A 26,629-nucleotide genomic window follows, 5' to 3' on the forward strand; every position below is an offset into this window, starting at 1 on the left:
CCGGTCCGGCCGTTCCCGCTCCCCCCGCGCAATCCGCCCCGCCGCAGCCCTCAGACGGGATCCGGCCCGGACCCGGCACCCGGCCCGGACCCGGAGCCCGACCCGAACGGCAGCGCGTACATCACCACGCACACCGCGAGACCGACGACCGCGAGGGCCTCGACCACCGAGACGGCCAGCAGACCGACGGCGAGGTGCTCGCCGGTCCAGTACACGACCAGCGCGCCCAGCGGTACGACGCAGAAGGCGACCAGGTCGACCACGCACTGCACGACCTTCCGCGACACGCGCCGGGCGTCCCCGCGGTGAAAGGTCTCCCACCCGAAGGCCTGTGCCCCGGCCTCCCCCGTGCGGGCGGCCAGCCGGGGCGCCAACTCCCCGCGCACATAAGCCCCGATCGCCGAGATCTTCTCGTCGTTGACGAGATAGGTCCAGCCCAGCACGACGCACACCGGCGGCAGCCCGAGCAGCATCGACGCCTGCTTGGCCTGCGCCGCCGCGGCGATCACGGCGGCGACCACCGCGAGCGTCACGTACAACAGGTTGTCCCGGAACCCGATCCGCGCCTTCTGCTCGTCCTTGATGCACTCGTACTCGGCGAGCAGCAACTGCCCGGCCGTGACATCCGTCCCCGCCATCCCGGCCCCTTCCCCCGACCCCGACGCCCCGTTCCCACAAGCGACTTGCCCAGTACCTTAGAGGGATGCCGGAGACACGTCCCACCGTTGTGGTGCTCACCGCTCTCGCGCTCGAATACGCCGCCGTACGCGGGTACGTCACCGACCGGCGGGAGCAGGTCCACCCCGACAGCGGAACCCGCGTCGAACTCGGCCGGCTCGACGGCACGCCCTGGCGGGTGGCGCTCGCCGAACTGGGCGAAGGGCCGGTGAACGCCGCCGCGCTCACCACCCAGATCGTCACCTGGCTGCGCCCGGAGGCGGTGCTCTTCGTCGGGATCGCGGGCAGCCTCAAGCACGACATCGGCATCGGCGACGTCGTGGTGGGCACGAAGGTCTACGGCATCCACGGCGGCAAGCAGACCCCGCAGGGCTTCGAGGTCCGCCCCGAGGCCTGGCCGGGCTCGAACGCGCTGGTGCAGGCGGCCCGTTCGGCGGTCCGGGACATGGCGGACGTGACCGCGCACTTCAAGCCGATCGCGGCCGGGGACGTGGTGCTCGCGGACGCCCGGTCCGAGATCGCCCGGCATCTGCGCGAGCACTACGGCGACGCGGCGGCGATCGAGACGGAAGGCTCGGGGGCGGCTCACGCGGCCCATCTGGGCGGACGGTCGGACGCCGTCGTGATCCGGGGGATCAGCGACCGCGCCGACGCCGGCAAGCGCAGGGCAGACGCCTCGGGCGCGCAGCAGCGGGCCGCGGCACAGGCGGCCTCGGTGGCGGTGGCGGTACTGCGCAAGCACCGGCCCCGGGCCGCGTCGCCCGGCTCCACGGGATCGCGGTCCGACGACGGCGCGGGCGGCTACGGCGGGGACCACATCGACTTCCGCGGCGGGACCTTCCACGGAACCGTCATCGGCAGGACGAGCGACGGACACCGCTGAGCCTGTCGATGAAGTAACCGGGCATTCAAGGAAGTTGCTCGACGAGCAATGAAGTCGAGCGGCAGGCGGTGGAGTTGCCCGGGAGGGCGAAGTCGCCCGACAGGTGGCGAAGACGCTCGCCGGTCGCGAAGTAGCCCGCCAGGTAGGGAAGTCGCCCAGCGGGTGGCGCGAACGCGTCCCGCGCGCCGTACCTTCCTACAATCCGTGATCCCGTCCCGACAACCCGTAGCCACCGCACCCGCCTCCCCCCTACGTTGTGGCCGTGCGCCGATCAACAGCCAGTCAGAGCAGACAGCCCGGTCCGCCTTTCGACGCCCCCGCCGCCCGTCGGCTGCGCACCGCACTCGGGATGGGCCCCGAGCACGTCGCCTACGGCCTGCGCGCCTCCTACGGGCTGACGTACGTCACGCCCGATCTCGTGCTCGGCTGGGAACGCGGGCTCTCGACCCCCACGGGGCCCGAAGTCACGGCCCTGGCAGGCGTGTTGTGGTGCTCCTCCGGTGACCTCGCCGGCCGGCCCCGGAGCCTTCGCGAGCACCGCCTCGCGCGCGGCCTGTCCGCGGAGGACGTCGCGCGGGCCGTCGGGCTCGAGTTCATCGCGTACGCGGAGATGGAGGAGAGCGACACCTGGCGCGGCACCGAGCGGCAGGCCGCCCTGCTCGCCGGTCTGCTGGAGCTCACCCTGCCGGAGTTCGTCGGCGTCACCGGACGCGAGCCGCGCCTGGCCCAGTTGCTGCGCGGCGCGGTCACGGCCCGCCGGATGACCAGGGTGCGGGCGGTGGCGCGCCTGGTGCCGGTGGACCGGCGTCCGCTGGAGGCCGCGCTGGAGGCGCTGCGGGAGAGCCACCGCGAGCGGACGGCCGCGGCCCCGGACCGGTACGGCGGCGCCGCCGACGACCAGGGCGACGGCGGGCGGGAGTTCCTCGACCGGATCGTCGAGCACTTCTGGTGGGCCCTCGCCACCCTCCCGGACGAGTCCTGGGCGCGTCCGGGAGGCGGCCGGGAGAGGTCCTAGAAGACCGACTCCGTCTCGTCCATGCGGTCCGTGGGCACGGTCTTCAGCTCGGTGATCGCGTCCGCCAGCGGAACCATCCGGATGTCGGTCCCGCGCAGTGCCGTCATCTGCCCGAAGTCGCCCCGGTGCGCGGCCTCGACCGCGTGCCAGCCGAACCGCGTCGCGAGCACCCGGTCGTAGGCGGTCGGCGTGCCGCCGCGCTGGACGTGGCCGAGGATGACCGGCCGGGCCTCCTTGCCCAGGCGCCGCTCCAGCTCGTACGCCAGTGCGGTGCCGATGCCCTGGAAGCGCTCGTGGCCGAACTGGTCGATCGCGCCCTTGCCGTAGTCCATGGTGCCCTCGGCCGGGTGGGCGCCCTCGGCGACGCAGACCACGGCGAACTTCTTGCCGCGGGCGAACCGCTCCTCGACCATCTTCACCAGGTCGGCGGGGTCGAAGGGCCGCTCGGGCAGGCAGATGCCGTGCGCGCCCGCCGCCATGCCGGACTCCAGCGCGATCCAGCCCGCGTGCCGGCCCATGACCTCGACGACCATCACCCGCTGGTGCGACTCGGCCGTGGTCTTCAGCCGGTCCATCGCCTCGGTGGCGACGCCGACGGCGGTGTCGAACCCGAACGTGCGGTCGGTCGAGGAGATGTCGTTGTCGATGGTCTTGGGGACCCCGACGACCGGCAGACCGGCGTCGGAGAGCATCCGCGCCGCCGTGAGCGTGCCCTCGCCGCCGATCGGGACGAGCGCGTCGATACCGAAGTCGCGGGCGATGTCGGTGGCCTTCTCGCAGGCCTCGCGCAGCCGGTCGCGCTCCAGCCGGGAGGAGCCGAGGATGGTGCCGCCGCGGGCCAGGATGCCGCCGACGGCGTCGAGGTCGAGGTCGACGTGGTGGCCGTCGAGGAGGCCGCGGAAGCCGTCCATGAAGCCGATGACCTCGTCGTCGTACTGCGTGACCGCTCGGTGCACGACCGACCGGATCACTGCGTTCAGGCCCGGGCAGTCGCCGCCTGCGGTGAGAACTCCGATACGCATCGTGCTGTGTCTCCTGCTCGCTTCTGTACACCGGTGAGCCGATCCGATTGTTTCATGACCCCCGGACGATGTCGCTTTTCACCCTATCTGCCTACATTTATTCATGATCATACCGATCGGTCGGACCGGACGGACCAGGACGAATCCTGACGGGCGCCTTATAGAGCGACCGGGGTATTGTCAAGAGGGTTCTGCTCGCCTCAGCGGGCCATCTTCCGCGCCACGAAGAGCACCCGGGCAGCTGACGCCATGCCACAGCCGACGCCATGAAACGGAGAGCACGCGTGACGCGCAGCGTGTACGTGACCGGGATCGACCGCGGGGACGGCCGCCAGGTCGTCGAGCTGGGGGTCATGGAGCTCCTGACCCGGCAGGTAGACCGAGTGGGCGTGTTCCGTCCGCTCGTCCACGAAGGACCGGACCGCCTGTTCGAACTGCTGCGGTCCCGGTACCGGCTCACCCAGGACCCGGCGTCCGTCTACGGCATGGACTACCACGAGGCGACCGCCCTCCAGGCCGAGCGGGGCACGGACGAGCTGGTCTCCGTCCTCGTCGACCGGTTCCACCAGGTCGCCCGCGACTACGACGTCGTCCTCGTCCTCGGCACCGACTTCGCCGACACCCAGCTCCCCGACGAGCTCTCCCTCAACGCGCGGCTCGCCAACGAGTTCGGGGCGTCGGTCATCCCCGTCGTGGGCGGCCGCAGGCAGTCGCCCGAGTCCGTGCGCGCCGAGACCCGCAACGCCTACCGGGCGTACGACGGGCTCGGCTGCGACGTACTGGCGATGGTCACCAACCGGGTGGCCCGGGAGGACCGGGACGAGATCGCCGAGCGGCTCGCGTCGCGGCTGCCGGTCCCCTGCTACGTCCTGCCCGACGAGCCGGCCCTGTCCGCCCCCACCGTCGCCCAGATCGCGCACGCCCTCGGCGCCCGGGTGGTGCTCGGCGACGACTCCGGGCTGGCCCGGGACGCCCTGGACTTCGTCTTCGGCGGGGCCATGCTGCCGAACCTCCTCGCCGCCCTGACCCCGGGCTGTCTGGTGGTCACCCCCGGCGACCGCGCCGACCTGGTCGTCGGCACGCTGGCCGCGCACAGCGCCGGCACCCCGCCGATAGCGGGCATCCTGCTCACCCTCGACGAGGTGCCCAGCGACGAGGTCCTCACCCTCGCCGCCCGCCTCGCCCCCGGCACCCCGGTGCTCTCGGTGCCCGGGAACAGCTTCCCCACCGCCGCCGCGCTCTTCTCCCTGGAGGGGAAGCTGAACGCGGCCACCCCGCGCAAGGCCGAGACCGCGCTCGGCGTGTTCGAACGCCATGTCGACACCGCCGGGCTGCTGGGCCGGGTCTCCACGCCGAGCAGCGACCGGGTCACCCCGATGATGTTCGAGCACAAGCTGCTGGAGCAGGCCCGGTCCGACCGGCGACGGGTGGTGCTGCCCGAGGGCACCGAGCCACGGGTGCTGCACGCCGCCGAGGTGCTGCTGCGCCGGGGCGTGTGCGACCTCACCCTGCTCGGCCCCGTCGACCAGATCCGCAAGCAGGCCGCCGACCTCGGCATCGACCTGGGCGAGTGCGCGCTGATCGACCCGGCCACCAGCGAACTGCGCGACGCCTTCGCCGAGCGGTACGCCCGGCTGCGCGCCCACAAGGGCGTGACCGTCGAGCTGGCCTACGACGTGGTCAGCGACGTCAACTACTTCGGGACGCTGATGGTGCAGGAGGGGCTCGCGGACGGCATGGTCTCCGGGTCCGTGCACTCCACGGCCGCCACCATCCGGCCCGCCTTCGAGATCATCAAGACCAGGCCGGACGCCGACATCGTCTCGTCCGTGTTCTTCATGTGCCTCGCCGACAAGGTCCTCGTCTACGGCGACTGCGCCGTGAACCCCGATCCGAACGCCGAGCAGCTGGCCGACATCGCCATCCAGGCCGCCGCCACCGCCGCGCGGTTCGGCGTCGAGCCGAGGATCGCGATGCTGTCGTACTCGACCGGCACGTCCGGCTCGGGCGCCGACGTCGACAAGGTGCGCGAGGCCACCGATCTGGTCCGCGCCCGGCGCCCCGACCTCAGGATCGAGGGGCCCATCCAGTACGACGCGGCCGTGGAGCCGTCCGTCGCCGCGACCAAGCTGCCCGGGTCGGCGGTGGCCGGCCAGGCCAGCGTGCTGATCTTCCCGGACCTCAACACCGGCAACAACACCTACAAGGCCGTACAGCGCTCGGCCGGCGCGATCGCCGTCGGCCCGGTCCTCCAAGGACTGCGCAAGCCCGTCAACGACCTGTCCCGGGGCGCGCTGGTCCAGGACATCGTCAACACCGTGGCCATCACGGCGATCCAGGCCCAGACCCCGGAGCCGCTCCCCGGCCTGTCCGCGGACCTGGCCGACGTCCAGAGCGAGAAGGCGGCCGCCCAGTGACACCGACCCGAGTCCTCGTCCTCAACTCCGGCTCCTCGTCGTTGAAGTACCAGCTGCTGGACATGCGCGACGGCAGCCGGCTCGCGGTGGGCATCGTCGAGCGCATCGGCGAGGGTTCCTCACGGCTGAAGCACACCCCGCTGACGACCGGCGAGCCGCGCGAGCGGACCGCCTCGATCGCCGACCACGAGGACGCCCTCAAGGCCGTGGCGGAGGAGCTGACCAAGGACGGCTTCGGCCTCGATTCGCCCGAGCTGGCCGCGATCGGGCACCGGGTGGTGCACGGCGGGCAGCAGTTCACCCAGCCGACGGTCGTGGACGACAAGGTGCTCGCCGAGATCGAGCGGCTGATCCCGGTGGCACCGCTGCACAACCCGGCGAACCTGGTCGGCCTGCGCACGGCGCTGGCCCTGCGCCCCGACCTCCCGCAGGTCGCCGTCTTCGACACCGCCTTCCACACCACGATGCCCGAGTCGGCCGCCCGCTACGCGATCGACGTCGAGACCGCCGACGCGCACCGGGTGCGGCGCTACGGGTTCCACGGGACCTCGCACGCCTATGTGTCCCGGGCGACGGCCGAACTCCTCGGCCGGACTCCCGAGGACGTGAACGTGATCGTGCTGCACCTGGGCAACGGAGCGTCCGCGTCCGCGGTGCGGGGCGGGAAGTGCGTGGACACCTCCATGGGGCTGACGCCGTTGGAGGGACTCGTGATGGGGACACGCTCCGGGGACGTGGATCCGGCGGTCATCTTCCATTTGATGCGTGTTGGCGGAATGTCCACGGACGAGATCGACACTCTCCTCAACAAGAGGAGCGGGCTGGTCGGGCTGTGCGGCGACAACGACATGCGCGAGATCGAGCGGAGGATCGGCGAGGGCGACGAACGGGCCCGGCTCGCCTTCGACATTTACATTCACCGGCTGAAGAAGTACATCGGCGCCTATTACGCCGTACTCGGCACGGTGGACGCGATCACCTTCACCGCCGGGGTCGGCGAGAACGCGGCAGCCGTGCGCGAGGCCGCGATCGCGGGCCTGGAGACCCTGGGCGCGGCCGTCGACCCCGCGCTGAACGCCGTACGCGCCGCCGGTCCCCGGCTGATCTCGCCCGCCGGCGCGCGGGTGGCGGTCGCCGTGGTGCCGACCGACGAGGAACTGGAGATCGCCACACAGACCTACGCGCTGGTCGGAAAGAACAGCCGGGCAATTACCGGCGAGTAATACACGCCTGAGCACCGACCCGCCCATTTGTATCTTCCGCCAGACGGAATATTCCGGAGCGAAACAAACCGATAGGATCGCCCCATGCGCCGTTCGAAAATCGTCTGTACTCTCGGCCCCGCGGTCGACTCCCACGAGATGCTCGTCTCCATGATCGAGGCCGGCATGAACGTGGCCCGGTTCAATTTCAGCCACGGCAGCCATGCCGAGCACCAGGGGCGGTACGACCGCGTCCGGGCCGCCTCCAAGGAGACCGGCCGGGCCATCGGCGTCCTCGCCGACCTCCAGGGCCCGAAGATCCGTCTGGAGACCTTCGCCGAGGGTCCGGTGGAGCTGGAGCGCGGTGACGAGTTCGTCATCACGACCGAGGACGTCCCGGGTGACAAGCACATCTGCGGTACGACCTACAAGGGCCTGCCGGGCGACGTCTCGCACGGCGACCAGATCCTGATCAACGACGGCAACGTCGAGCTGAAGGTGCTGGACGTCGCGGGTCCGCGGGTGCGGACGATCGTCATCGAGGGCGGTGTCGTCTCCGACCACAAGGGCATCAACCTGCCCGGCGCGGCCGTGAACGTGCCCGCGCTGAGCGAGAAGGACATCGAGGACCTGCGCTTCGCCCTGCGGATGGGCTGCGACATGGTCGCGCTGTCCTTCGTCCGCGACGCCAAGGACGTCGACGACGTCCACCGGGTGATGGACGAGGAGGGCCGCCGGGTCCCGGTCATCGCCAAGGTGGAGAAGCCGCAGGCGGTGCGGAACATGGACGACGTCGTCGCGGCGTTCGACGCCGTCATGGTGGCCCGTGGCGACCTGGCCGTCGAGTACCCGCTCGAGAAGGTCCCCATGGTGCAGAAGCGCCTGATCGAGCTGTGCCGGCGCAACGCCAAGCCGGTGATCGTCGCGACCCAGATGATGGAGTCGATGATCACCAACTCCCGTCCGACCCGCGCCGAGGCCTCCGACGTCGCCAACGCGATCCTGGACGGCGCGGACGCGGTCATGCTGTCCGCCGAGTCGTCGGTGGGCGCGTACCCGGTCGAGACCGTCAAGACGATGTCGAAGATCGTCCAGGCGGCCGAGGAGGAGCTGCTGTCCAAGGGCCTGCAGCCCCTGGTCCCCGGCAAGAAGCCGCGCACGCAGGGCGGTTCGGTCGCCCGCGCCGCCTGCGAGATCGCCGACTTCCTCGGCGGCAGGGGCCTGGTGGCCTTCACCAAGTCCGGTGACACGGCCCGCCGCCTGTCCCGCTACCGGGCGGCGCAGCCGATCCTCGCCTTCACCACCGACGAGGGCACCCGCAACCAGCTCACCCTGAGCTGGGGCGTCGAGTCGCACGTCGTGCCCTTCGTGGGGAGCACCGACGAGATGGTCGAACTGGTCGACCAGGAGCTCGTCAAGCTCAACCGCTTCAGCACGGGCGACATCGTCGTGATCACGGCCGGCTCGCCGCCCGGTGTCGCCGGCACCACGAACATGGTCCGTGTCCACCACCTGGGCGAGGCCCGCGACTGACGGTCCGCGTCACAGGAGAGCGCCCCCTGCCGGTGAGGCAGGGGGCGCTCTCGCGTGCGGCTCCCGGAAGGGTCTGCGACGACGCTCAGTCGATGTAGTTGTGCAGTCCGGGGACGTGCAGCGTGCCGCCGAACTGGCCGGCCTGGACGACCTTCGCGTCGGTGAAGTAGATCAGCGGGATGTCCAGCGGCGGCGGGCTGTCGGGGCTGAAGGTCACCGGGACCAGACCGAACAGGTTGCCGGAGATGCTCTCGGTGTACATCACCGTGTCGCCGTCGGTGATGGTGGACTTCGAGCCCTTGGCCGCCTGCACGTGGTAGGTCTTGCCGGACGCCTTGTCCTTCACCGTCTGGTGCAGGTCGACGATGTCGGTGCCGCCCGAGATGACGTACTTCAGCACCTTCTTCTTCTTGCCGTCGGCCATCTTGACCTCGACGATGCCCTTGTAGGAGGCACCCTTCAGGGTCAGCGCGCTGGCGTCCAGGTACCAGGGGTCGACGGGCAGCGCGATGGTGTTGTCGACACCGCTCTCGTCCTCGGTGGCCACCGGGCAGTCGGCGACGTCCGTGCTGCTGCTCGGGGAGGGGCTCGCGGAGGGCGTGGCGCCGTCCTCGCCCTGGTCGTCGTCGGCCTTCTTGGCGTCGTCGGCCGCCTCGGACGCGGTGTCGGCGGCCTCCTTCGCGGTGTCGTCCACCGTGTCGACGGCCTTCTTGGTCGTCGCCTTGACGGTGTCCGACGCGCCCTTGTCCGACGTGGACGTGTCCGCCGCGGACGCGTCCGAGGCGTCGGCCGCCGTGGCCGAGGCCGAGGCGGTCGGGGTGGGCGTGGCGCTCTCGGTGTCGCTCTTGCCGCCGGTGAGCACGTCCTTGAGCGTGTCCCCGATGGTCTCCAGCAGGTTGCCGCCGGCCGCGGACGCCGAGGGAGCCGGCGTGGCGGTGTCGCCGCCGGACGCGGAGGTGTCGCTCGCGGCGGACGTCTGGGACGGCGCGGGCTCGGCCTTGTCGTCGGAACCTGAATCCGACGAAGAGGACTTGCCCGAGGTGTCCGAGGTGTCCGACTTGCCGGAGGCGTCGGACGCGTCGGACGTCTTCGCCGCAGAGTCCTTGGCGTCGTCCTTCGCGGAGTCGGCCGACTCGGTGGCGCTCGCCGAGGCGGAAGGCGTCGCCGAGGCGGTGGAGTCCGCCATGGCCGCGACGCAGTCCTTGTACTCCTCGGCCGTCAGGCTCTTGGACGCGGGCTGGTCGTCGGCGCGGGCGAGCGTCGGCGTGAACCCCATGCCCATGAGGACCGCCGTCGGCATCGCCGCGATGGCTATCGCCTTGCCGGCCGGTACCTGGAACCTGGTGAACAGCGGCTTCTTGGGCGCCGCGTGGCGCGGCCCGGTTCTCACAAGCGACGCTTCCGCGTCCGTCTCGTGAGTCACCTCGTCAGCCGACACTGTGCCTCCCGTTCGCCCCGTTGGCCGAAATCGTTCCTGACAGATCGTTGGTCTCGCCCGCTCCGTCGGTGTCCTTGGTGAACACCGGGCCTCCGTCGTACGAGCCTTCGTGCGCCGCGGCCTCGGGAGCGTCGTCGCCGTCGGCCGCGCTCTCGGGGGAGTCACCCGCACCGGCGCCCGACTCCTGCGCCGGCTCCGCCTCGGGCGGCGTGCCGGGCGCCCACGCCACGGCCATCGCGCCGCCGATCAGGGCGAAGAGGAAGCCGAGGATGAACCCGCCGAAGTTGGACACCGGGATGGACACCAGGCCCAGCAGGATCGCCGCGACACCCGCGAACGTCTGCACGTGCCTCTGGAACCAGAGGCTGAAGCCCAGGACGACCAGCAGCACACCGATGATCAGCGATCCGGCGCCCGCGGTGGTGGACATCGCCAGCGTCAGATGGCCGAGGTGGAGGTGCGCGTACGGGAAGTACATGATCGGAAGGCCGCCGAGCATGACGAACAGACCGGCCCAGAAAGGGCGAGTTCCGCGCCAGGCACGGAACTGCAGCCTCCGGCGGGTGAACTGACCGGGTGCGGCAGGGGTCTCGGCGCTCATGGAAAACAGCTCCCTGGTGCGGCGTTGCTTGGTGGTGATGTGTTCCCCGGGTGAAGACGACCGCGGAGAGTGGACAGGCGGGGGCGCCGTCGGCCCCCCCGCCCGTCAGCGAGCGCTTAGTAGCACTCGGCCTTGGTGCCCGTGGAGAGCGACATGTGCAGACCGGGGAGCGTGAACGTTCCCGCGGTGGTCGCCCACGCCGTCTGCTTCACGTCGGTCAGCTCGGCCGAGTCGGCCTGCTGCGCGAAGCCGTACGGGTTGGCCTGCTTCTGCTTGATCTCGTCGGACTTGACGGCCGGGCCCTTGGAGATCGAGCCGGCGGCCACGCCGATGTCGATGCCGTGGAAGACCGCGTTCGCGCCCAGGTCCTCGACGTCGATGTACAGCTTCTCGGCCGAGACCTGCTTCTTCTCGTCGGAGCTGTTACCCGCCTCCAGACGCAGGGTCACCGCGTCGAGCCCCGGAAGGCCGATGGGGGTGACGACCGACTGGCACATCTTCTTGATCGTGGCGGTCTCGAAGGCCGACACGGCGACCGGGTGGGCCTGCTTGTCCCCGGTGAGGGAGTAACCCGAGTCGATCGCACCGTACTGCGAGAAGTGCTGGCCGTTGAGCGACTCGGCGCTCACCTTGAAGGACTGGCCGGACACACTGAACGACGCGGCGAGGGCACCCTGCGCGAGGGCGACGCCTATGCACGCCGTGGCGGCGACGCTGGGCACCATGACCACAGCGAACCGCTTCCATCTGGTCCCGCCACGCACCTGGGACTCCATATTTCCTCCTTCTCGGACGTACATCGCCTGCCCTCCGAATCGCCCCTGTTCGGCGGCTCGGCCGGGCAGCGATGGGAGAAGTGCTACGTCCTCGGGAAGGAGAGCGCCCGGATCCGGTGGCGCCAACCGCGCCCGGATCACCGGCGATCACCCCCGAGCGACAACCACTGGTCGCGCCTGACACACATCACGCACAACCCTGCCGGACAGGCTTCGCCCTGGGCGAAGACCCCCCTGTCCGAGAACCGACATCACTGCCGCCGGTTCTGCCCGGTGGGGACCCACCGTGTCCCGTGGGCCCGACCGGCTGTCGGGGGTACGGGAATGGACCGAGCGTCGCCGATCGTGGTGCATTCTGGCCGCCCGCACAAGGGGGTTCGTTACTGGCTAGTAACGGGGCGATAACCGAAGGACGACCCCCAGGTCTCGTTCCGCGACGCTGGGTGTCACTTTCGGGCAGTCCAGAACGGTCGATTTCAGGACAGAGCTTGCCAGAACAACGTCTTCGACTTACTGGAAGTAACAGCGACCGCGATTACCAAGATTTGGTAAAGCGCGGCCGCTGTGGCGCCTCGATGGCAAAAATTTCACTCGGGCAACGCTCGCCCCGATGTTTAGCGACAGGTCAGAACCGGGCCCGCAGGGCGACCGGATCCGTCCCGCGCGCCCCTCAGAACAACGCCCGGGACAGCGCCCGCCGAGCCTTCGCGACCCGGGGGTCCTCGGCGCCGACGACCTCGAAGAGTTCCAGCAGCCGCAGCCGTACGGCCTCCCGGTCCTCCCCCGCCGTCCGCTGCACGGTCTCGATCAGCCGCCCGAACGCGTCCTCGACATGTCCGCCGACGAGATCCAGGTCGGCCGCGGCGATCTGTGCCGCCGCGTCCTTGGGCCGCTCGGCCGCGTCCTTGCGCACCTCCTGCGGGTCGAGGTCCGCCACCCGCTGGAGCAACTCGGCCTGGGCGAGTCCGAGTCGGGCCTCCGGGTTGCCCGGGTCGTCGCTCAGCACGTTCCGGTACGCCTGGACGGCGCCACCCAGGTCGCCCGAGTCCAGCGCCCGCACGGCGGCCTCCAGGAGCGCGTCGTACGGCCCCTCCTGCACCGCCTGGGCGGGACCCCCGCCCGACTCGGCGTCCGGGTCCACGGTCAGGCCGGTCAGGCCGAAGCGCTGCTCGGCGACCTGCACCAACTGGTCGAGGGTCTGCCGGATCTGGTCCTCGCCGGCCGCGCCCTGGAAGAGGGGCAGCGCCTGTCCCGCCACCACGGCGAAGACGGCCGGGATCCCCTGGATCCCGAACTGCTGCATGAGCATCTGGTTGGCGTCGACGTCGATCTTGGCGAGCAGGAAGCGACCGTCGTACTCGACCGCCAGCCGCTCCAGGACCGGGCTCAACTGCTTGCAGGGCTGGCACCATTCGGCCCAGAAGTCGATGACGACCGGAACCTCGGCGGAGCGCTGGAGGACGTCGGTTTCGAAGGAGGCCTCGTCGACGTCGATGACGAGGTCGGCCGGGGAGACGGCTCCCGGCCCGCCCTGGCGGGCCGCTTCCGCGCGCGTCTGCTCGGCCTTGGCCTTGGCCTCCTGGGCCGCCTTCACCGCGGCGAGGTCGACGACGCCGCTCATGGACATGTTCCGTGGCTGCATGCGTCTATCCTCCCCCGTTCCCGCGCATGAGTGAAAAACGATGTGTCGGCCCGGTCCGGCCGTGTGCTGTTCGGCGCCGGGTCCCCACCCCACGCCCGTGGTCGTCGCCCGTGTACGTCCGTCACAGGCTTTCGCTACGAGTCGTAGCGTAATGGCAGCGGGGGCGTACGCGACACCGATTTCCGGTGATCTCCCTCACGGCCGCACCGAACCCGCCGGTTATGGTCATGGGATGCACAGCCGCACCCCGTCCGGCGGTCGCCCCGGACGCCCGCGCAGCGCCGCCGCGGACACCGCGATCCTGGCCGCGACCCGGCAGGCCCTGGTCGAACTGGGCTGGTCGAAGCTCGCGTTGGGGGACGTGGCGACCCGCGCCGGGGTGGCGAAGACGACGCTCTACCGTCGCTGGGCCGGCAAGAACGAACTCGTGGTCGACGCGGTCGCCGAACTCTTCGACGAACTCCGGCTCCCCGACCGCGGCTCCCTGGCCGCCGACATCGAGGGCGTGGTCCTCCAGTTCGCGGCGATCCTGGCCCGGCCCGAGGCGAAGAGCGGACTGATGGCGGTGATCGCGGAGTCCACCCGCGACGACGCGCTGCGCGAGCGCATCCGGACGTCGATCGTCGAGCGCCAGAAGCGTCTGGTCCTCGCGGGCCGCGCCCGCGCCCAGGCCCGTGGCGAACTGCCGCCCGAGACGGACCCCGAGGAGTCCGCCCGCACGGTCGACCTGATCTTCGACGTGGTCGCGGGCGCGGTGGTGCACCGCACCCTGGTGAGCGCCGAACCGGCGGACGAGGAGTGGGTGCGCAGCTTCACCAGGGTGCTGCTGCTGGGCCTGACGGGCCCGCAGCAGTCCGCCTGAGCGCGCACCGGCCCACCGCCCGCCGGGCCCGGCGACGGGGCGTCAGAAGCCCGCGGGCTCCGTGTACACCCCCCACTCGTCCCGCAGCACCCCGCAGATCTCCCCCAGGGTCGCCTCCGCCCGTACCGCGTCCAGCATCGGGCCGATCATGTTCGAGCCGTCCCGCGCGGCGGCGAGCATCACCTGGAGCGCCGCCCGCACGGCCGCGTCGTCCCGGGCCGCCCTGCGGCCGGCGAGGGTACGCACCTGCTCGTGCTCCACCTCGTGGCCGACCCGCAGGATCTCCAGGTCGCCGGTGACGGAGCCGGTGTGCACGTTGACGCCGACGACCCGCTTCTCGCCCTTCTCCAGGGACCGCTGGTAGCGGAAGGCCGCCTCCGCGATCTCCCCGGTGAACCACCCGTCCTCGATCCCGCGCAGGATCCCGGAGGTGACCGGTCCGATCGGGTGCCGCCCGTCGGGGTGCGCCCGCAGCCCCCGCTCCTCGATCTGCGCGAAGATCTTCTCGGCGTCCGCCTCGATCCGGTCGGTGAGCTGCTCCACGTACCAGGAACCGCCCAGCGGGTCGGCCACGTTGGCGACGCCGGTCTCCTCCATGAGCACCTGCTGGGTGCGCAGCGCGATCTCCGCCGCCTGCGCGGAGGGCAGCGCGAGGGTCTCGTCCAGGGCGTTGGTGTGCAGCGAGTTGGTGCCGCCCAGCACCGCCGCCAGCGCCTCCACCGCGGTGCGCACCACGTTGTTGTACGGCTGCTGCGCGGTCAGCGAGACACCGGCGGTCTGGGTGTGGAAGCGCAGCCACTGCGCCTTCTCGGACTTCGCGCCGTACACGTCCCGCAGCCGGCGCGCCCAGATCCGGCGGGCCGCGCGGAACTTGGCGATCTCCTCGAAGAAATCGACGTGCGCGTCGAAGAAGAAGGACAGCCCGGGGGCGAAGACGTCGACGTCGAGCCCGCGGCTCAGGCCGAGTTCCACGTATCCGAAGCCGTCGGCCAGCGTGTACGCCAGCTCCTGCGCGGCCGTCGAGCCGGCCTCGCGGATGTGGTAGCCGGAGACGGACAGCGGCTTGTAGGCGGGGATGCGGGCCGCGCAGTGCTCCATCAGGTCGCCGATCAGGCGCAGATGCGGCTCGGGCTGGAAGAGCCACTCCTTCTGGGCGATGTACTCCTTGAAGATGTCCGTCTGGAGCGTGCCGTTGAGGGCGGCCGGGTCCACGCCCTGCCGCTCGGCGGCGACCAGGTACATGCAGAACACCGGGACGGCCGGGCCGCTGATCGTCATCGACGTGGTGATGTCGCCCAGCGGGATGTCCTCGAACAGGACCTCCATGTCGGCGGCGGAGTCGACGGCGACCCCGCAGTGCCCGACCTCGCCCAGCGAGCGCGGGTCGTCGGAGTCGCGGCCCATCAGGGTCGGCATGTCGAAGGCGACGGAGAGCCCGCCCCCGCCGTGGGCGAGGATCATCTTGTAGCGCTCGTTGGTCTGCTCGGCGTTGCCGAACCCGGCGAACTGCCGGATGGTCCAGGTCCGCCCCCGGTAGCCGGTCGGGTACAGCCCGCGGGTGAAGGGGTACTCCCCGGGCCAGCCGATCCGCTCGAAACCCTCGTAGTGGTCCCCGGGCCGGGGACCGTACGCCGGCTCCACCGGGTCGCCCGAGAGCGTGGTGAAGTCGGCGTCCCGCTTGCGTGCGGCGTCGTACCGGGCCTGCCAGCGTCGGCGGCCCTCCTCGATCGCGTCAGCGTCCATACCCGCAAATTTACTAGGACGTCCTAGTAAACGTCGATGCGGAACCGCCGCACGGACACCCGTACGGCGGTGCCTGTCACGCCTTGGCGACTACCGGGGAGCCCGTCTCGACCGCCGGCTCCAGCTCGCGGCTGATCCTGCGCTCCACGAAGAAGGCGGCCGTCGGGATCGTCCCGGCCAGCAGCACCCACAGCTGCTTGCCGACCGGCCACTTCGCCTTGGAACCGAGGTCGAAGGCGAAGACCAGGTAGACGACGTACAGCCAGCCGTGCGCGATCGCGACGACCCGGGTGACGTCCGCGGCGCCGTCGACGTCGAGGCCGTACTTGGCGATCATGGCGAGGCACAGCAGGACGAGCAGCACGCCGGTGACATAGGCCAGGACGCGGTAGCGCGTCAGCACGCTTTTCTTCATGCCGACGAGCGTAACCGTCCGTTCCGGGAGATCTTGTCCGGGGCCACGCCGGAGCCGCCGACCACGCCCTAGCGGTCGTCGAAGTCGTTCGCCGCGACCCGCAGGGGGCGCAGCAGCGCGAAGATCTCCGCGCACTCCTCGGCGTCGTACACCCCGAGCCCGAAGTCCATCGCCATCAGGTCGCGAGTGGCCGTCTCGACCACCTCGCGGCCCTTGGCGGTGATGGTGGCGAGGGTGCCGCGGCCGTCGTTGGGGTTGGGGCGCTTGTCGACCAGGCCGGAGCGCACCAGCCGGTCCACCGTGTTCGTCACCGACGTCGGATGCACCATGAGCCGCTCGCCGATCTTCGACATCGGCAGCTCACCCGCCTTGGAGAAGTTGAGCAGCACCAGCGCCTCGTAGCGCGCGAACGTCAGCTCGTAGGGCTTGACGACCGCGTCGACCTCGGCGAGCAGGATCTGGTGCGCACGCATGATCGAGGTGATCGCGGCCATCGACGGCACGTTTCCCCAACGCTGCTTCCACAGTTCGTCGGCGCGCGCGATGGGATCGAAGGGCAGACTGAGGGGCTTCGGCACGACGTCAGACATTACCCGTCGGTCATATCGCGGTCAGCCCTGTCTCGCCCTTCGGTCCGCCGGGCCTGTACGGCCAGCAGCGCGCAGCACACCGCGCCCAGCGCCCCGGCCCCCGCGACGGCCGCCGGCACGCCCACCGCCTCGGCCGCCACACCGGCCAGCGCCATGCCCAGGCCCTGGAGCGTCATCAGTCCGGCGGTCAGCAGGGTCATCGCCCGGCCGCGCACCTCCTCCGGCACGTCCCGCACCAGCCACTGGTCGACGCCGAGCGTGTACGCGGAGCCCGCGCCCGCGACGAGGAGCAGCAGCAGGGAGACGGCCAGGCCGGGGTGGAGGGCGTAGCCGAGGTAGGGCAGCAGGGTGAAGCAGACCAGCGGCAGCGCGACGCGCTCGCGGGTGGCGGGCCGCAGCCGGGCACCCGCGAACAGTTCCCCGGCGATCGTGCCGACCGGCAGGGCGCACATCAGCAGGCCCAGGCCGGTGGAGCCGGCGCCGAGGCCGTCGGCGTAGGGCGCGGCCAGGGCCTCCGGTGCCACGGAGAACATCGGCGGCACCCAGGACAGCAGCAGCAGTACCCGTACCCGTCGGTCGGCGAGCACCTGCCGGGCGCCCCGCAGGGAGTCCCCCACCAGCGCGCCGGCGCCCCGGGCGCGGGCCGGGCGGCGCCGGGTGCCCAGCCGCAGCAGGGCCGCGGAGGCCAGGAAGGTGCCGACGGTGACCACCAGGGCGTGGCGCGGGGAGACCACGGTGAGCAGCAGGCCGCCCAGCCCGTAGCCGACGAGCAGCGCGCTCTGCGCGACGATCCGCAGCAGGGAGCGGCCGAGCACGAACAGGTCGCCGTCGCCGAGGATGTCGGCGAGGGTGGCCATCCGGGTCCCGGAGAACACCGGCGAGACGACGGCGAGCACACAGCGCAGGGCCAGCAGTACGGCGATGGGCGCGCCCGGCGTCACCATCAGCGCCACGCATCCGGCGCAGACGAGGTCGCACACCACCAGCACGCGGCGGGCCGGGTGGCGGTCGGCGACCCCGGCGAGCAGGGTGCCGCCGATCAGGTAGGGCAGGAAGCCGAGCGCGAAGGCCAGCGCGCTCAGCAGGGGCGAGCCGGTCAGGTCGTAGACCAGGACGGACAGCGCGATCTCGGCGACGACCACGCCGAGCATGGACAGCAGATGGGCGGCGAAGACGGCACGGAACTCGCGGACCGCGAAGACCCGGGCGTATCCCGTGGGCGCGGGGGACGCGGGCGGTGCGGGGGCGGCGGGCCCGGCGGGCTCCGGCAGCGTCGTCGTGGTCTGGGGTTCTTCCGGCATGGCAGCAGGGTGCGGTCCGCCGCGCGGACGGCCGTAGAGTTTCGGTTCAGGCCGAATCCAGGGCGGACGGGACAGGGGTGGTGGCATCGTGCCGGTACGGCTGCACTTCGGGGAGGACGACTTCCTGCGCTGCCGGTTCGCGCTCTCGCCGCTGTGGGAGACCCACGAGGCGGTGCGCACCCTCAAACGGACCGACCGGCACGGCTATCACGCGCACTGGCTGCGCCGGATCCGTGCGGCGGCCGACACGCTCGACCTGAGCGGGCTGTGGCTGGTGATGCCGCGGCGCGGGCACTCACCCGACTGGCTGGGCCAGCCGCCGATCGGCCCCGCGGCCGGTTTCGAGGAGGAGATCGCCGCGGTCCGCGCCGCCGATCCCGAGGCGGCCCGCGCGGACACGGCCCGTTCCCTCGCCGACACCCCGGGCGCGCTCGACTCGCCGCGCGGCCGGGCCTGGCTGGCGGACCCGGTCCGCATGATCCGGGAGCTGTCCGACACGCTGGAGGAGGTCTGGCACACCCTCCTGGCGCCGGACTGGCCCCGGCTGCGGGCGCTGCTGGAGGCGGACATCGCCTTCCACTCGCGCCGGCTGGCCGAGGTCGGTCTGGGCGGCCTGCTGCCGGAGATCAACCGGCGCTGCGGCTGGTACGCCGGGACGCTGACCGTCGAGACGCACGTCGAGTACGAGCGCCGCCTCGGCGGGCAGGGACTGGTGCTGATGCCGAGCGTGTTCAGCTGGCCGGACGTCGTCAGCGGCTTCGAGCCGCCCTGGCAGCCGACCCTCGTCTACCCGGCGCGGGGCATCGGCGGCCTGTGGGCCGAGCCGCCGGACCGGCTGTCCGACGCGCTCGTCCGGCTGCTCGGCCGTGGCCGGGCCGCCGTGCTGACGGCGCTGGACGAGCCCGCCACCACCTCGGCCCTCGCGCCCCGGCTGGGGCTCGCGCCGTCCTCGGTGTCCGCGCATCTGACCGCGCTGCGCGACGCGGGTCTGCTGACCGCGCGGCGGTACGGCCATCAGGTGCTGTACGAGCGGACACCCCTGGGGATCGCCCTCGCCTCGGGCGGCTGAGACCCCTCTCGGGGGCAGCCCGTGCTCAGACCAGGTCGAGCAGGCCGGCCATGAGGTCGTACAGCGTCTTCTCCGGGTCGGCCACCGCGTCCTGCGACCGCCACGCGACATATCCGTCGGGCCGGACCAGCACCGCGCCCCGCGGGGTCGTGCCGTGCAGCACGGACCAGTCCGTGCCGTCCTGGGGGGCGAGGTCCGCGAGCGGGCTCCTGCCCACGCGGTACGACTCCAGGCGTACCGCGAGACGTTCGGCGACCCGCTGCGCCGCCGTGTGCCAGGCCGTGTCCTCGGCGCCGCTGAGCAGCACGAAGGAGGTCTCGTACAGGTCGACGGTGGAGGTGCGCACGCCGGAGCGCAGCAGCCACATGTGCGGGGCGCGGCTGCCGGGCTCGCCGGTCATCGCCATCTCGTCGGGCACCACCGGGCCCTCGGGGTCGGTGCCGACCACGGCGCCGCGGGGGTAGCGGTAGCCCAGGGCCACCTTCAGCACGCCGCCCTGACGGGCGCCGCCCGCGCCGCCCGCACCGGGGGCGGGGGCGTAGCCCGGATGGCTGTGCTCCACCGAACGGGCCGCCGCCCGCGCGCTGGTGGCCACCGCCACCGGCTTGCGCTCCGCCTCGTAGGACTCCAGCAGGCCCGGTCCCGCCCAGCCGTTGAGCACGGCGGCGAGCTTCCAGGCGAGGTTGTGCGCGTCCTGGATGCCGGTGTTGGAGCCGAACGCGCCGGTCGGTGACATCTCGTGGGCGGAGTCCCCGGCGAGGAAGATCCGGCCGGCCGAGTAGCGCTCGGCGACCCGCTGCGCCGCGTGCCAGGGCGCCTTGCCGGTGATCCGCACGTCCAGGTCGGGGACGCCGACGGCCCGGCGGATGTGGGCGACGCAGCGCTCCTCGGTGAAGTCCTCCAGCGTCTCGCCGCGCTCGGGGTGCCAGGGCGCGTGGAAGACCCACTTCTCCACGTTGTCCACCGGCAGCAGCGCCCCGTCCGCGTCCGGGGCGGTCAGGTAGCAGCAGATGAAGCGCCGGTCGCCGACCGCGTCCGCGAGTTTGAGGGAGTCGAAGGTGACGCTCACGTTGTGGAACAGGTCGCCCGGACCCGTCTGGCCGATGCCCAGCCCCTCGCGGACCGGGCTGCGCGGGCCGTCGGCCGCGACGAGGTACTCGGCCCGCACGGTGGTGTGCTGCCCGCTGTCCCGGTTCTTCACGACCGCGGTGATCCCCTCGCCGTCCTGCTCGACGGAGAGCAGCTCGGTGGAGAACCGGATGTCGCCGCCCAGCTCGCGGGCGCACTTGAGCAGCACCGGCTCCAGGTCGTTCTGGCTGCACAGGCACCAGCCGGAAGGGCTGAAGCGGGCCAGGCCGCCGCCCGGGTCGATCTCCTTGAACAGCCACTCGCCCGCGCCGCCGGTCAGGGACGGGGCCTGGAGGATGCCGTGGTTGTCGGCCAGGGTCGAGGCGGCCTCGCGGATCTGCTGCTCGGCCCCGGCGACCCTGAACAGCTCCATCGTGCGCACGTTGTTGCCGCGGCCGCGAGGGTGCCTGGAGGTGCCCGCGTGCTTCTCGACGACCAGGTGCGGGATGCCGAGACGGCCCAGGAACAGTGAGGTGGACAGTCCCACGAGGGATCCGCCCACGACGAGTACGGGTACGTGATGCTCGACTTCTTCGGTCATCAATGCCTCCAGCAGCGGACCCCGGCTACAGGGCTTCCATGGACCCCCGGCTACAGGGCTTCCATGCCCCGGCGGGAGGGGTTCGCTCGCCTCATTCACCCGACTGGTCACCCCGTACGTCACCCGCTTCGCCCGGGTGGTCACCCACGTGGTTCACGCGAGTCGCGCCGCCCCGCGGCCCGAACCACGATCGGGTTCCGGGCCGTTCGCCGCTCCCGACACCGGGAGCGCCCCGGAAGTCACTGAGGAGATGTGTGCTGGATGTCAATCTCGGAACGTGTATCGGAACGTGTGTCTGACCGCGTGTCGGACCGTGTCTCGCACCGGGCCCCGCAGCGGATCTCGGAGCGGGTGTCGCAGTCCGCGTTCGACGGCTCCCGGCTGCGGGTCATCCTGCTGCTGGACCTTCACGACGGCGCCCAGAAGCAGTTCCTGGAAGCCTACGAGCAGATGCGCAACCAGGTGGCCTCCGTCCCCGGCCACATCAGCGACCAGTTGTGCCAGTCGATCGAGAACCCGTCGCAGTGGCTGATCACCAGCGAGTGGGAGAGCGCCCCGCCGTTCCTCGCCTGGGTGAACAGCGAGGAGCACGTCGAGACGGTCCAGCCGCTGCACAGCTGCGTGCGTGACACCCGCTCGCTGCGCTTCAGCGTGCTGCGCGAGACGGGCAACGCCGCCCCGCCGCTGCCCGAGTCGGAGAAGGGCCGCTTCCAGGCTACGGCCCGGGTGGGCGACGGCGTGGTACGCCACGCCCTCACCTTCACCGTGAAGCCCGGCAGTGAGCGGATCGTCGCCGATCTCCTCGCCGGCTACACCTCGCCGCAGGCCCAGGTCGACGAGAACACCCGGCTGCGCCGCACCTCGCTGTTCATGCACGGCAACCGGGTGGTGCGGGCCATCGAGGTGGAGGGCGACCTGATGGCCGCGCTGCGCCACGTGTCCCGACAGCCCGAGGTCCGGGCGGTCGAGGAGGCCATCAACCCCTACCTGGAGCAGGACCGGGACCTCAGCGACCCGGGATCGGCCCGGCTCTTCTTCACCCGGGCGGCGCTGCCCGCGGTGCACCACGTGGCGATCGGCGCCGGACAGCCCCAGGACGTCAAGCGGCACGCGCTGTTCTACCCGGCCAAGGAGGGCTCCGGCATGGCCCTGGCCCGGCTGCTCGCCCGCGAGGACGAGGCGGCGGCCGACGACCCGGCGAACCCCGTGCACTGCTCCACGATCTTCCAGCGCGACGACATCGTCGTCCGGCTGGTCGACGTACGGGGCGACCTCGCGCACGACCCCGTCCTGACCCTCGGCCTCACGGGCGGCCGCAACGGAGCGGTCCTCAGCCGCCTGCTCGACGGCGACGCGCTCGGCGTCGACGGCGCGCCGGCCACCGAGCGGGACCTCGCCCGGTTCGTCGAGCGGTCCGACATGAAGCTCGTCACCGACCGCACCGCATCGTCCGCCTGACGGCGGGTCCGGCCCGGTCAGCGGCCGGACGCGCAGGCTCCGTCGGCACCGACCGGCGGACCGGCTGTACCCACCAACCGGAGGAGACACATGACCACGCCCCGCCCACGCATCGTGGACCTGAGCGAGACCGAGCCCAACACCCGGCGCGGAGGTGACCTGCGCGCGATGCTCACGCCCACCGCGGTCGGCGCCAAGTCCGGCTTCATGGGCCTCGCCATCATCCAGCCCGGCGACCGCATCGGCGAGCACTACCACCCGTACTCCGAGGAGTTCGTCTACGTCGTGAGCGGCGACCTCGAAGTCGACCTGGACGGCGAGTCCTTCCCGATCCGGGCCGACCAGGGCCTGCTGATCCCGATCAACATGCGCCACCGCTTCCGCAACGTGGGCAGTGTGGAGGCCCGGATGGTCTTCCACCTGGGCCCGCTGGCGCCGCGCCCCAAGCTCGGCCACGTCGACACCGAGGTGACCGAGGAGACGGAGGGGGCCTGCCTGCACCTGACGCCTGAGCGAGTCGAGGCGGTGTCATGACCCGGCGCGTGGCGGTCACCGGCGTCGGCATCGTGGCCCCGGGCGGCGTGGGCGTGCCGGCGTTCTGGGACCTCCTGGCGAACGGCCGCACCGCGACGAGGGGCATCACGCTCTTCGACCCGGCGGGGCTGCGTTCGCGTATCGCGGCCGAGGTCGACTTCGACCCGGCCGCCCACGGAATCGACGCGGCGACGACCGAGCGTGCCGACCGCTATGTCCAGTTCGCCATGGTGGCCGCCCGGGAGGCGGTCAGCGACGCGGGACTCGACCCGGAGAAGGAGGATCCCTGGCGCATGGGGGTGTCCCTGGGCACCGCCGTCGGTGGCACCACGCGCCTCGAGAACGACTACGTGGCGGTCAGCGAGAAGGGCCGGCGATGGGACGTCGACCACCGCCGGGCGGCTCCTCATCTGCACCGTGCCTTCTCCCCGAGCGCCCTCGCCTCCGAGGTCGCCGAGCAGTTCGGGGCGCACGGCCCGGTGCAGACCGTCTCCACGGGCTGCACCTCCGGACTCGACGCGATCGGCTACGCCTTCCACGCCGTGCAGGAGGGCCGGGTCGACGTCTGCATAGCCGGCGCCTCGGACTCGCCGATCTCCCCGATCACGATGGCGTGCTTCGACGCCATCAAGGCGACCTCTCCGAACAACGACGACCCCGAGCACGCGTCCCGGCCGTTCGACAAGGACCGCAACGGGTTCGTCATGGGTGAGGGCGGAGCCGTCCTCGTCCTGGAGGAGCTCGAACACGCCCGCGCCCGCGGGGCCCGCGTGTACTGCGAGATCGGCGGCTACGCCACCTTCGGCAACGCCTACCACATGACCGGTCTCACCCGGGAGGGCCTGGAGATGGCACGCGCCATCGACGACGCGCTCGCCCACGCCCGGCTGGACGGCTCGGGCATCGACTACGTCAACGCCCACGGTTCCGGTACGCAGCAGAACGACCGGCACGAGACGGCCGCGGTGAAGCGGTCGCTGGGCGATCACGCCTACCGGACGCCGATGAGTTCGATCAAGTCGATGGTGGGCCACTCGCTGGGTGCCATCGGGGCGATCGAGGTGCTGGCCTGTGTGCTGTCCCTGGTCCACCAGGTCGTGCCGCCGACGGCGAACTACACGACCCCGGACCCCGAGTGCGACCTCGACTACGTGCCGCGCACCGCCCGCCAGGCCAAGCTGCGCAACGTGCTGTCCGTCGGCAGCGGCTTCGGCGGCTTCCAGTCCGCGGTGATTCTCACCCGGCCCGACGGGAGGACCCGATGACGTCACAGCGAGCCCGGCGCGCCGCCGTCACCGGCATAGGCGTCGTCGCCCCCAACGGGCTGAGCACCGAGACCTTCTGGAAGTCCACCCAGGAGGGCGTCAGCGTCCTGGACCGGGTGACCCGCGAGGGGTGCGAGCACCTGCCCCTGCGGATCGCGGGCGAGGTCCGCGGCTTTGATCCCTCGGAACTGGTCGAGGAGCGGTTCCTCGTCCAGACGGACCGGTTCACCCACTTCGCGATGGCCGCGGCCGACGGCGCCCTGGCGGACGCCCGGCTGGGCCGCGCCGACACCGACCGGGATCCGTTCGCGGTCGGCGTGGTCACGGCCGCGGGCTCCGGCGGCGGCGAGTTCGGCCAGCGGGAGCTCCAGCGGCTGTGGGGCCAGGGCCCCCGGTTCGTGGGTCCGTACCAGTCCATCGCCTGGTTCTACGCGGCGAGCACCGGCCAGGTGTCCATCCGCGGCGGGTTCAAGGGCCCCTGCGGCGTGGTGGCCAGCGACGAGGCCGGCGGCCTGGACGCGCTGGCGCACGCGGCCCGGGCGGTCCGCCGGGGCACCGGCGTGGTCGTGGCCGGGGCCGCCGAGGCCCCGCTGGCGCCGTACTCGATGGTCTGCCAGCTCGGCTACGACGACCTCAGCACCGGCGACGACCCGACCCACGCCTACCGGCCCTTCACCACCGCCGCCTGCGGGTTCGTGCCCGCCGAGGGCGGCGCCATGATCGTGGTCGAGGACGAGGGGGCGGCGCGGGAGCGGGAGGCCACCGTCCGGGCGTTCATCGCCGGGCACGGGGCGACCTTCACCGGCGCGTCCCTCTGGGAGCGGTCCCGGGAGGGGCTGGCCCGGGCGATCCGGGTCGCGCTCGACGAGGCCCGGTGCGCCCCGGAGGAGGTCGACGTCGTGTTCGCGGACGCGTTCGGGACGCCGGAGGCCGACCGTGCCGAGGCGCTGGCGATCGCCGACGCCCTGGGCGCGCACGGCCGGCGGGTGCCGGTGACGGCGCCCAAGACCGGCATCGGCCGGGCGTACTGCGGGGCGCCGGTGCTGGACGTGGCGGCGGCGGTGCTGGCCATGGAACACGGCCTGGTGCCGCCCACGCCGAACGTCTACGACCCCTGCCACGACCTCGACCTGGTGACCGGGCGGGCGCGACCCGCACCGCTGCGCACCGCCCTGGTCGTCAGCCGGGGACTCATGGGCTCCAACGCGGCCCTCGTGCTGCGGCACGGCGCCCATGCCCTCTGAGGAGAAGGAGAGACAGATGGACAACGAACTGACCGCACGGGAACTGGCCGCCCTGATGAAGAAGGCGGCAGGCGTCACGGTGGCCGCCGACGAGCTGGAGCTCAGGCTCGACGCCGGCTTCGACGAGTTCGGGCTGGACTCGCTCGGCCTGCTCGGCATCGTCGGCGAGCTGGAGAACAACCACGCCATGGTGCTGCCGCCCGACGCGGAGCGCTGCAGGACCCCGCGCGAATTCCTCGACCTCGTCAACAGCAACGTAGTGGCAGGAGCCTGACATGGCAGGACACACCGAGAACGAGATCACCATCGCCGCTCCCCTGGACCTCGTCTGGGACATGACCAACGACCTGGAGAACTGGACGCAGCTCTTCAGCGAGTACGCCTCCGTCGAGGTCCTGTCCCGGGAGAACGGAAAGACCACCTTCCGCCTCACCATGCACCCGGACGACAACGGCAAGGTCTGGAGCTGGGTGTCGGAGCGTGAGCCCGACCGCGAGCGGCTCATGGTCAAGGCCCGCCGAGTGGAGACCGGCCCGTTCGCCTACATGAACATCAAGTGGGTGTACGAGGAGACCCCGGCCGGCGTCCGGATGCACTGGACGCAGGACTTCGAGATGAAGCCCGACGCGCCCGTGGACGACGCCTGGATGACCGAGAACATCAACCGCAACTCGGTCGTCCAGCTCCGGCTCATCCGGGACAAGGTCGAGCAGCGCGCCCGTCTGCGCACGCCCGCCTCCGTCACCCACGACTGACCGGCCCCTCGTCCCCCCACCTGTCGGCCCGCGGACCGTCCGTTCGGACGGTCCGCCCGGCTTGTCGCCCCCGAAAGGACGCCCTTTCATGCACCAGACACTGATCGTGGCCCGGATGGCGCCGGGCTCGGCCCCGGACATCGCGAAGGTGTTCGCGGAGTCCGACGACGGCGAACTGCCGCACCTCATCGGCGTCACCCGCCGCACCCTGTTCCAGTTCGACGACGTGTACATGCACCTCGTGCAGGGCGAGCGCCCGCTCGGCCCCGCGATCGCGAAGGTGGCCGGCCACCCGGCCTTCCAGGAGATCAGCGAGCGGCTCACCGCGTACGTGAGCGCGTACGACCCGGCGACCTGGCGCGGCCCGAAGGACGCGATGGCCCACGAGTTCTACCGCTGGGAGCGCGACGGCCGCTCCTGACGCGCCCCGCGCTCCTGACGCGTCCCGGGTTCCTGACGTCCGGCGCTCCCGGCGCTCCCGGCGTGACAAGGGTCCGCCCCCGGCATCGACCGGGGG

25 protein-coding genes are annotated in these 26,629 nt (G+C 71.7%); 14 read left to right on the forward strand and 11 right to left on the reverse strand.

Going from position 1 to position 26,629, the window contains the following annotated elements:
* Positions 1-50: 50 nt before the first annotated feature.
* Positions 51-638: a hypothetical protein gene (locus ACZ60B_RS35690; protein ID WP_469394591.1), complete on the reverse strand. Its 588-nt coding sequence runs from the start codon at positions 636-638 to the stop codon at positions 51-53.
* Between the two features lie 65 nt (positions 639-703).
* On the opposite strand from ACZ60B_RS35690, the gene ACZ60B_RS35695 reads away from it, so the two are divergent.
* Together ACZ60B_RS35695 and ACZ60B_RS35700 are read left to right on the forward strand one after the other, a co-directional pair.
* Complete coding sequence (locus ACZ60B_RS35695; protein ID WP_469394593.1) at positions 704-1,561, forward strand: 5'-methylthioadenosine/S-adenosylhomocysteine nucleosidase family protein; 858 nt, start codon at positions 704-706, stop codon at positions 1,559-1,561.
* A 262-nt stretch (positions 1,562-1,823) separates the two neighbouring features.
* Positions 1,824-2,576, forward strand: a complete 753-nt coding sequence (locus ACZ60B_RS35700) for an XRE family transcriptional regulator (RefSeq protein WP_469394595.1) — start codon at positions 1,824-1,826, stop codon at positions 2,574-2,576.
* Here ACZ60B_RS35700 and ACZ60B_RS35705 read toward each other — a convergent pair.
* Entirely contained in the window at positions 2,573-3,598 is a 1,026-nt protein-coding gene (locus ACZ60B_RS35705; protein ID WP_469394597.1) for an ATP-dependent 6-phosphofructokinase, read from the reverse strand. The two genes, ACZ60B_RS35700 and ACZ60B_RS35705, sit on opposite strands and share 4 nt — an antisense overlap.
* Positions 3,599-3,882: 284 nt before the next feature.
* On the opposite strand from ACZ60B_RS35705, the gene pta reads away from it, so the two are divergent.
* The 3 genes from pta (at position 3,883) to pyk (ending at position 8,750) form a co-directional block, all read left to right on the forward strand.
* Entirely contained in the window at positions 3,883-6,015 is a 2,133-nt protein-coding gene (gene pta, locus ACZ60B_RS35710; protein WP_469394599.1) for a phosphate acetyltransferase, read from the forward strand.
* Complete coding sequence (locus tag ACZ60B_RS35715; RefSeq protein ID WP_469394601.1) at positions 6,012-7,238, forward strand: acetate kinase; 1,227 nt, start codon at positions 6,012-6,014, stop codon at positions 7,236-7,238. The genes pta and ACZ60B_RS35715 overlap by 4 nt, the downstream gene beginning before the upstream one ends.
* Before the next feature lie 84 nt (positions 7,239-7,322).
* Positions 7,323-8,750, forward strand: coding sequence for a pyruvate kinase (pyk, locus tag ACZ60B_RS35720; RefSeq protein ID WP_469394603.1), 1,428 nt, complete (start codon positions 7,323-7,325; stop codon positions 8,748-8,750).
* A gap of 85 nt (positions 8,751-8,835) precedes the next feature.
* On the opposite strand, the gene ACZ60B_RS35725 is transcribed toward pyk, so the two are convergent.
* From ACZ60B_RS35725 to ACZ60B_RS35740, 4 genes are all read right to left on the reverse strand, one after another.
* Positions 8,836-10,188 (reverse strand): hypothetical protein, encoded by a 1,353-nt coding sequence (locus ACZ60B_RS35725; RefSeq protein WP_469394605.1) that lies wholly within the window; start codon positions 10,186-10,188, stop codon positions 8,836-8,838.
* Positions 10,178-10,789 carry a DUF6114 domain-containing protein gene (locus ACZ60B_RS35730; protein ID WP_469394607.1) on the reverse strand — a complete coding sequence of 204 codons (612 nt, stop codon included), beginning with the start codon at positions 10,787-10,789 and terminating at the stop codon, positions 10,178-10,180. Before ACZ60B_RS35730 ends, ACZ60B_RS35725 begins: the two co-directional genes overlap by 11 nt.
* A gap of 116 nt (positions 10,790-10,905) precedes the next feature.
* Entirely contained in the window at positions 10,906-11,565 is a 660-nt protein-coding gene (locus ACZ60B_RS35735) for a DUF6230 family protein (protein WP_469394609.1), read from the reverse strand.
* A 670-nt stretch (positions 11,566-12,235) separates the two neighbouring features.
* Positions 12,236-13,207 carry a tetratricopeptide repeat protein gene (locus ACZ60B_RS35740; RefSeq protein ID WP_469394611.1) on the reverse strand — a complete coding sequence of 324 codons (972 nt, stop codon included), beginning with the start codon at positions 13,205-13,207 and terminating at the stop codon, positions 12,236-12,238.
* A 232-nt stretch (positions 13,208-13,439) separates the two neighbouring features.
* Here ACZ60B_RS35740 and ACZ60B_RS35745 point away from each other — a divergent pair, with 232 nt between their 5' ends.
* On the forward strand, positions 13,440-14,069 hold the full coding sequence (locus ACZ60B_RS35745; protein WP_469394613.1) for a TetR/AcrR family transcriptional regulator: 630 nt from the start codon (positions 13,440-13,442) through the stop codon (positions 14,067-14,069).
* A 42-nt stretch (positions 14,070-14,111) separates the two neighbouring features.
* Here the strand turns inward: ACZ60B_RS35745 and ACZ60B_RS35750 are convergent, their stop codons facing one another.
* The 4 genes from ACZ60B_RS35750 to ACZ60B_RS35765 form a co-directional block, all read right to left on the reverse strand.
* Entirely contained in the window at positions 14,112-15,812 is a 1,701-nt protein-coding gene (locus ACZ60B_RS35750; protein WP_469394616.1) for an acyl-CoA mutase large subunit family protein, read from the reverse strand.
* A 76-nt stretch (positions 15,813-15,888) separates the two neighbouring features.
* Positions 15,889-16,227 carry a DUF3817 domain-containing protein gene (locus ACZ60B_RS35755; protein WP_469394618.1) on the reverse strand — a complete coding sequence of 113 codons (339 nt, stop codon included), beginning with the start codon at positions 16,225-16,227 and terminating at the stop codon, positions 15,889-15,891.
* Positions 16,228-16,295: 68 nt separating this feature from the next.
* A complete protein-coding gene (locus ACZ60B_RS35760) occupies positions 16,296-16,805 on the reverse strand; it encodes a MarR family winged helix-turn-helix transcriptional regulator (protein ID WP_469394620.1) in 510 nt (169 codons plus the stop codon).
* 11 nt (positions 16,806-16,816) lie between these two features.
* Positions 16,817-18,118: an MFS transporter gene (locus ACZ60B_RS35765; protein WP_469394623.1), complete on the reverse strand. Its 1,302-nt coding sequence runs from the start codon at positions 18,116-18,118 to the stop codon at positions 16,817-16,819.
* Positions 18,119-18,206: 88 nt separating this feature from the next.
* On the opposite strand from ACZ60B_RS35765, the gene ACZ60B_RS35770 reads away from it, so the two are divergent.
* Positions 18,207-19,187 carry an ArsR/SmtB family transcription factor gene (locus tag ACZ60B_RS35770; RefSeq protein WP_469394624.1) on the forward strand — a complete coding sequence of 327 codons (981 nt, stop codon included), beginning with the start codon at positions 18,207-18,209 and terminating at the stop codon, positions 19,185-19,187.
* A gap of 25 nt (positions 19,188-19,212) precedes the next feature.
* On the opposite strand, the gene ACZ60B_RS35775 is transcribed toward ACZ60B_RS35770, so the two are convergent.
* Positions 19,213-20,856 (reverse strand): FAD-dependent oxidoreductase, encoded by a 1,644-nt coding sequence (locus ACZ60B_RS35775; RefSeq protein ID WP_469394626.1) that lies wholly within the window; start codon positions 20,854-20,856, stop codon positions 19,213-19,215.
* Between the two features lie 303 nt (positions 20,857-21,159).
* Between ACZ60B_RS35775 and ACZ60B_RS35780 the strand changes: the two genes are divergently transcribed.
* From ACZ60B_RS35780 to ACZ60B_RS35810, 7 genes are all read left to right on the forward strand, one after another.
* Complete coding sequence (locus ACZ60B_RS35780; RefSeq protein WP_469394628.1) at positions 21,160-22,314, forward strand: SchA/CurD-like domain-containing protein; 1,155 nt, start codon at positions 21,160-21,162, stop codon at positions 22,312-22,314.
* Between the two features lie 90 nt (positions 22,315-22,404).
* A complete protein-coding gene (locus ACZ60B_RS35785; protein WP_469394630.1) occupies positions 22,405-22,848 on the forward strand; it encodes a cupin domain-containing protein in 444 nt (147 codons plus the stop codon).
* Positions 22,845-24,113 (forward strand): beta-ketoacyl-[acyl-carrier-protein] synthase family protein, encoded by a 1,269-nt coding sequence (locus ACZ60B_RS35790; RefSeq protein ID WP_469394632.1) that lies wholly within the window; start codon positions 22,845-22,847, stop codon positions 24,111-24,113. The genes ACZ60B_RS35785 and ACZ60B_RS35790 overlap by 4 nt, the downstream gene beginning before the upstream one ends.
* A complete protein-coding gene (locus ACZ60B_RS35795) occupies positions 24,110-25,357 on the forward strand; it encodes a ketosynthase chain-length factor (RefSeq protein WP_469394634.1) in 1,248 nt (415 codons plus the stop codon). The genes ACZ60B_RS35790 and ACZ60B_RS35795 overlap by 4 nt, the downstream gene beginning before the upstream one ends.
* Positions 25,358-25,373: 16 nt before the next feature.
* Positions 25,374-25,631 (forward strand): acyl carrier protein, encoded by a 258-nt coding sequence (locus tag ACZ60B_RS35800; protein WP_469394637.1) that lies wholly within the window; start codon positions 25,374-25,376, stop codon positions 25,629-25,631.
* Between the two features lies 1 nt (position 25,632).
* Positions 25,633-26,112 carry an SRPBCC family protein gene (locus tag ACZ60B_RS35805; RefSeq protein WP_469394639.1) on the forward strand — a complete coding sequence of 160 codons (480 nt, stop codon included), beginning with the start codon at positions 25,633-25,635 and terminating at the stop codon, positions 26,110-26,112.
* Between the two features lie 88 nt (positions 26,113-26,200).
* The gene (locus tag ACZ60B_RS35810) at positions 26,201-26,533 is read left to right on the forward strand and encodes a TcmI family type II polyketide cyclase (protein ID WP_469394641.1); all 333 of its coding nucleotides are present in this window, start codon (positions 26,201-26,203) and stop codon (positions 26,531-26,533) included.
* The last annotated feature ends 96 nt before the right edge of the window (positions 26,534-26,629 follow it).

It is taken from the genome of Streptomyces sp. NPDC104096, assembly GCF_055584385.1.

Coding starts and splice junctions, on each gene's coding strand:
- ACZ60B_RS35690 (WP_469394591.1), bottom strand. CDS start 638: ATGGCGGGGACGGATGTCACGGCCGGGCAGTTGCTGCTCGCCGAGTAC.
- ACZ60B_RS35695 (WP_469394593.1), top strand. CDS start 704: ATGCCGGAGACACGTCCCACCGTTGTGGTGCTCACCGCTCTCGCGCTC.
- ACZ60B_RS35705 (WP_469394597.1), bottom strand. CDS start 3,598: ATGCGTATCGGAGTTCTCACCGCAGGCGGCGACTGCCCGGGCCTGAAC.
- pyk (WP_469394603.1), top strand. CDS start 7,323: ATGCGCCGTTCGAAAATCGTCTGTACTCTCGGCCCCGCGGTCGACTCC.
- ACZ60B_RS35730 (WP_469394607.1), bottom strand. CDS start 10,789: ATGAGCGCCGAGACCCCTGCCGCACCCGGTCAGTTCACCCGCCGGAGG.
- ACZ60B_RS35735 (WP_469394609.1), bottom strand. CDS start 11,565: ATGGAGTCCCAGGTGCGTGGCGGGACCAGATGGAAGCGGTTCGCTGTG.
- ACZ60B_RS35740 (WP_469394611.1), bottom strand. CDS start 13,207: ATGCAGCCACGGAACATGTCCATGAGCGGCGTCGTCGACCTCGCCGCG.
- ACZ60B_RS35745 (WP_469394613.1), top strand. CDS start 13,440: ATGCACAGCCGCACCCCGTCCGGCGGTCGCCCCGGACGCCCGCGCAGC.
- ACZ60B_RS35750 (WP_469394616.1), bottom strand. CDS start 15,812: ATGGACGCTGACGCGATCGAGGAGGGCCGCCGACGCTGGCAGGCCCGG.
- ACZ60B_RS35755 (WP_469394618.1), bottom strand. CDS start 16,227: ATGAAGAAAAGCGTGCTGACGCGCTACCGCGTCCTGGCCTATGTCACC.
- ACZ60B_RS35765 (WP_469394623.1), bottom strand. CDS start 18,118: ATGCCGGAAGAACCCCAGACCACGACGACGCTGCCGGAGCCCGCCGGG.
- ACZ60B_RS35775 (WP_469394626.1), bottom strand. CDS start 20,856: ATGACCGAAGAAGTCGAGCATCACGTACCCGTACTCGTCGTGGGCGGA.
- ACZ60B_RS35785 (WP_469394630.1), top strand. CDS start 22,405: ATGACCACGCCCCGCCCACGCATCGTGGACCTGAGCGAGACCGAGCCC.
- ACZ60B_RS35790 (WP_469394632.1), top strand. CDS start 22,845: ATGACCCGGCGCGTGGCGGTCACCGGCGTCGGCATCGTGGCCCCGGGC.
- ACZ60B_RS35795 (WP_469394634.1), top strand. CDS start 24,110: ATGACGTCACAGCGAGCCCGGCGCGCCGCCGTCACCGGCATAGGCGTC.
- ACZ60B_RS35800 (WP_469394637.1), top strand. CDS start 25,374: ATGGACAACGAACTGACCGCACGGGAACTGGCCGCCCTGATGAAGAAG.
- ACZ60B_RS35805 (WP_469394639.1), top strand. CDS start 25,633: ATGGCAGGACACACCGAGAACGAGATCACCATCGCCGCTCCCCTGGAC.
- ACZ60B_RS35810 (WP_469394641.1), top strand. CDS start 26,201: ATGCACCAGACACTGATCGTGGCCCGGATGGCGCCGGGCTCGGCCCCG.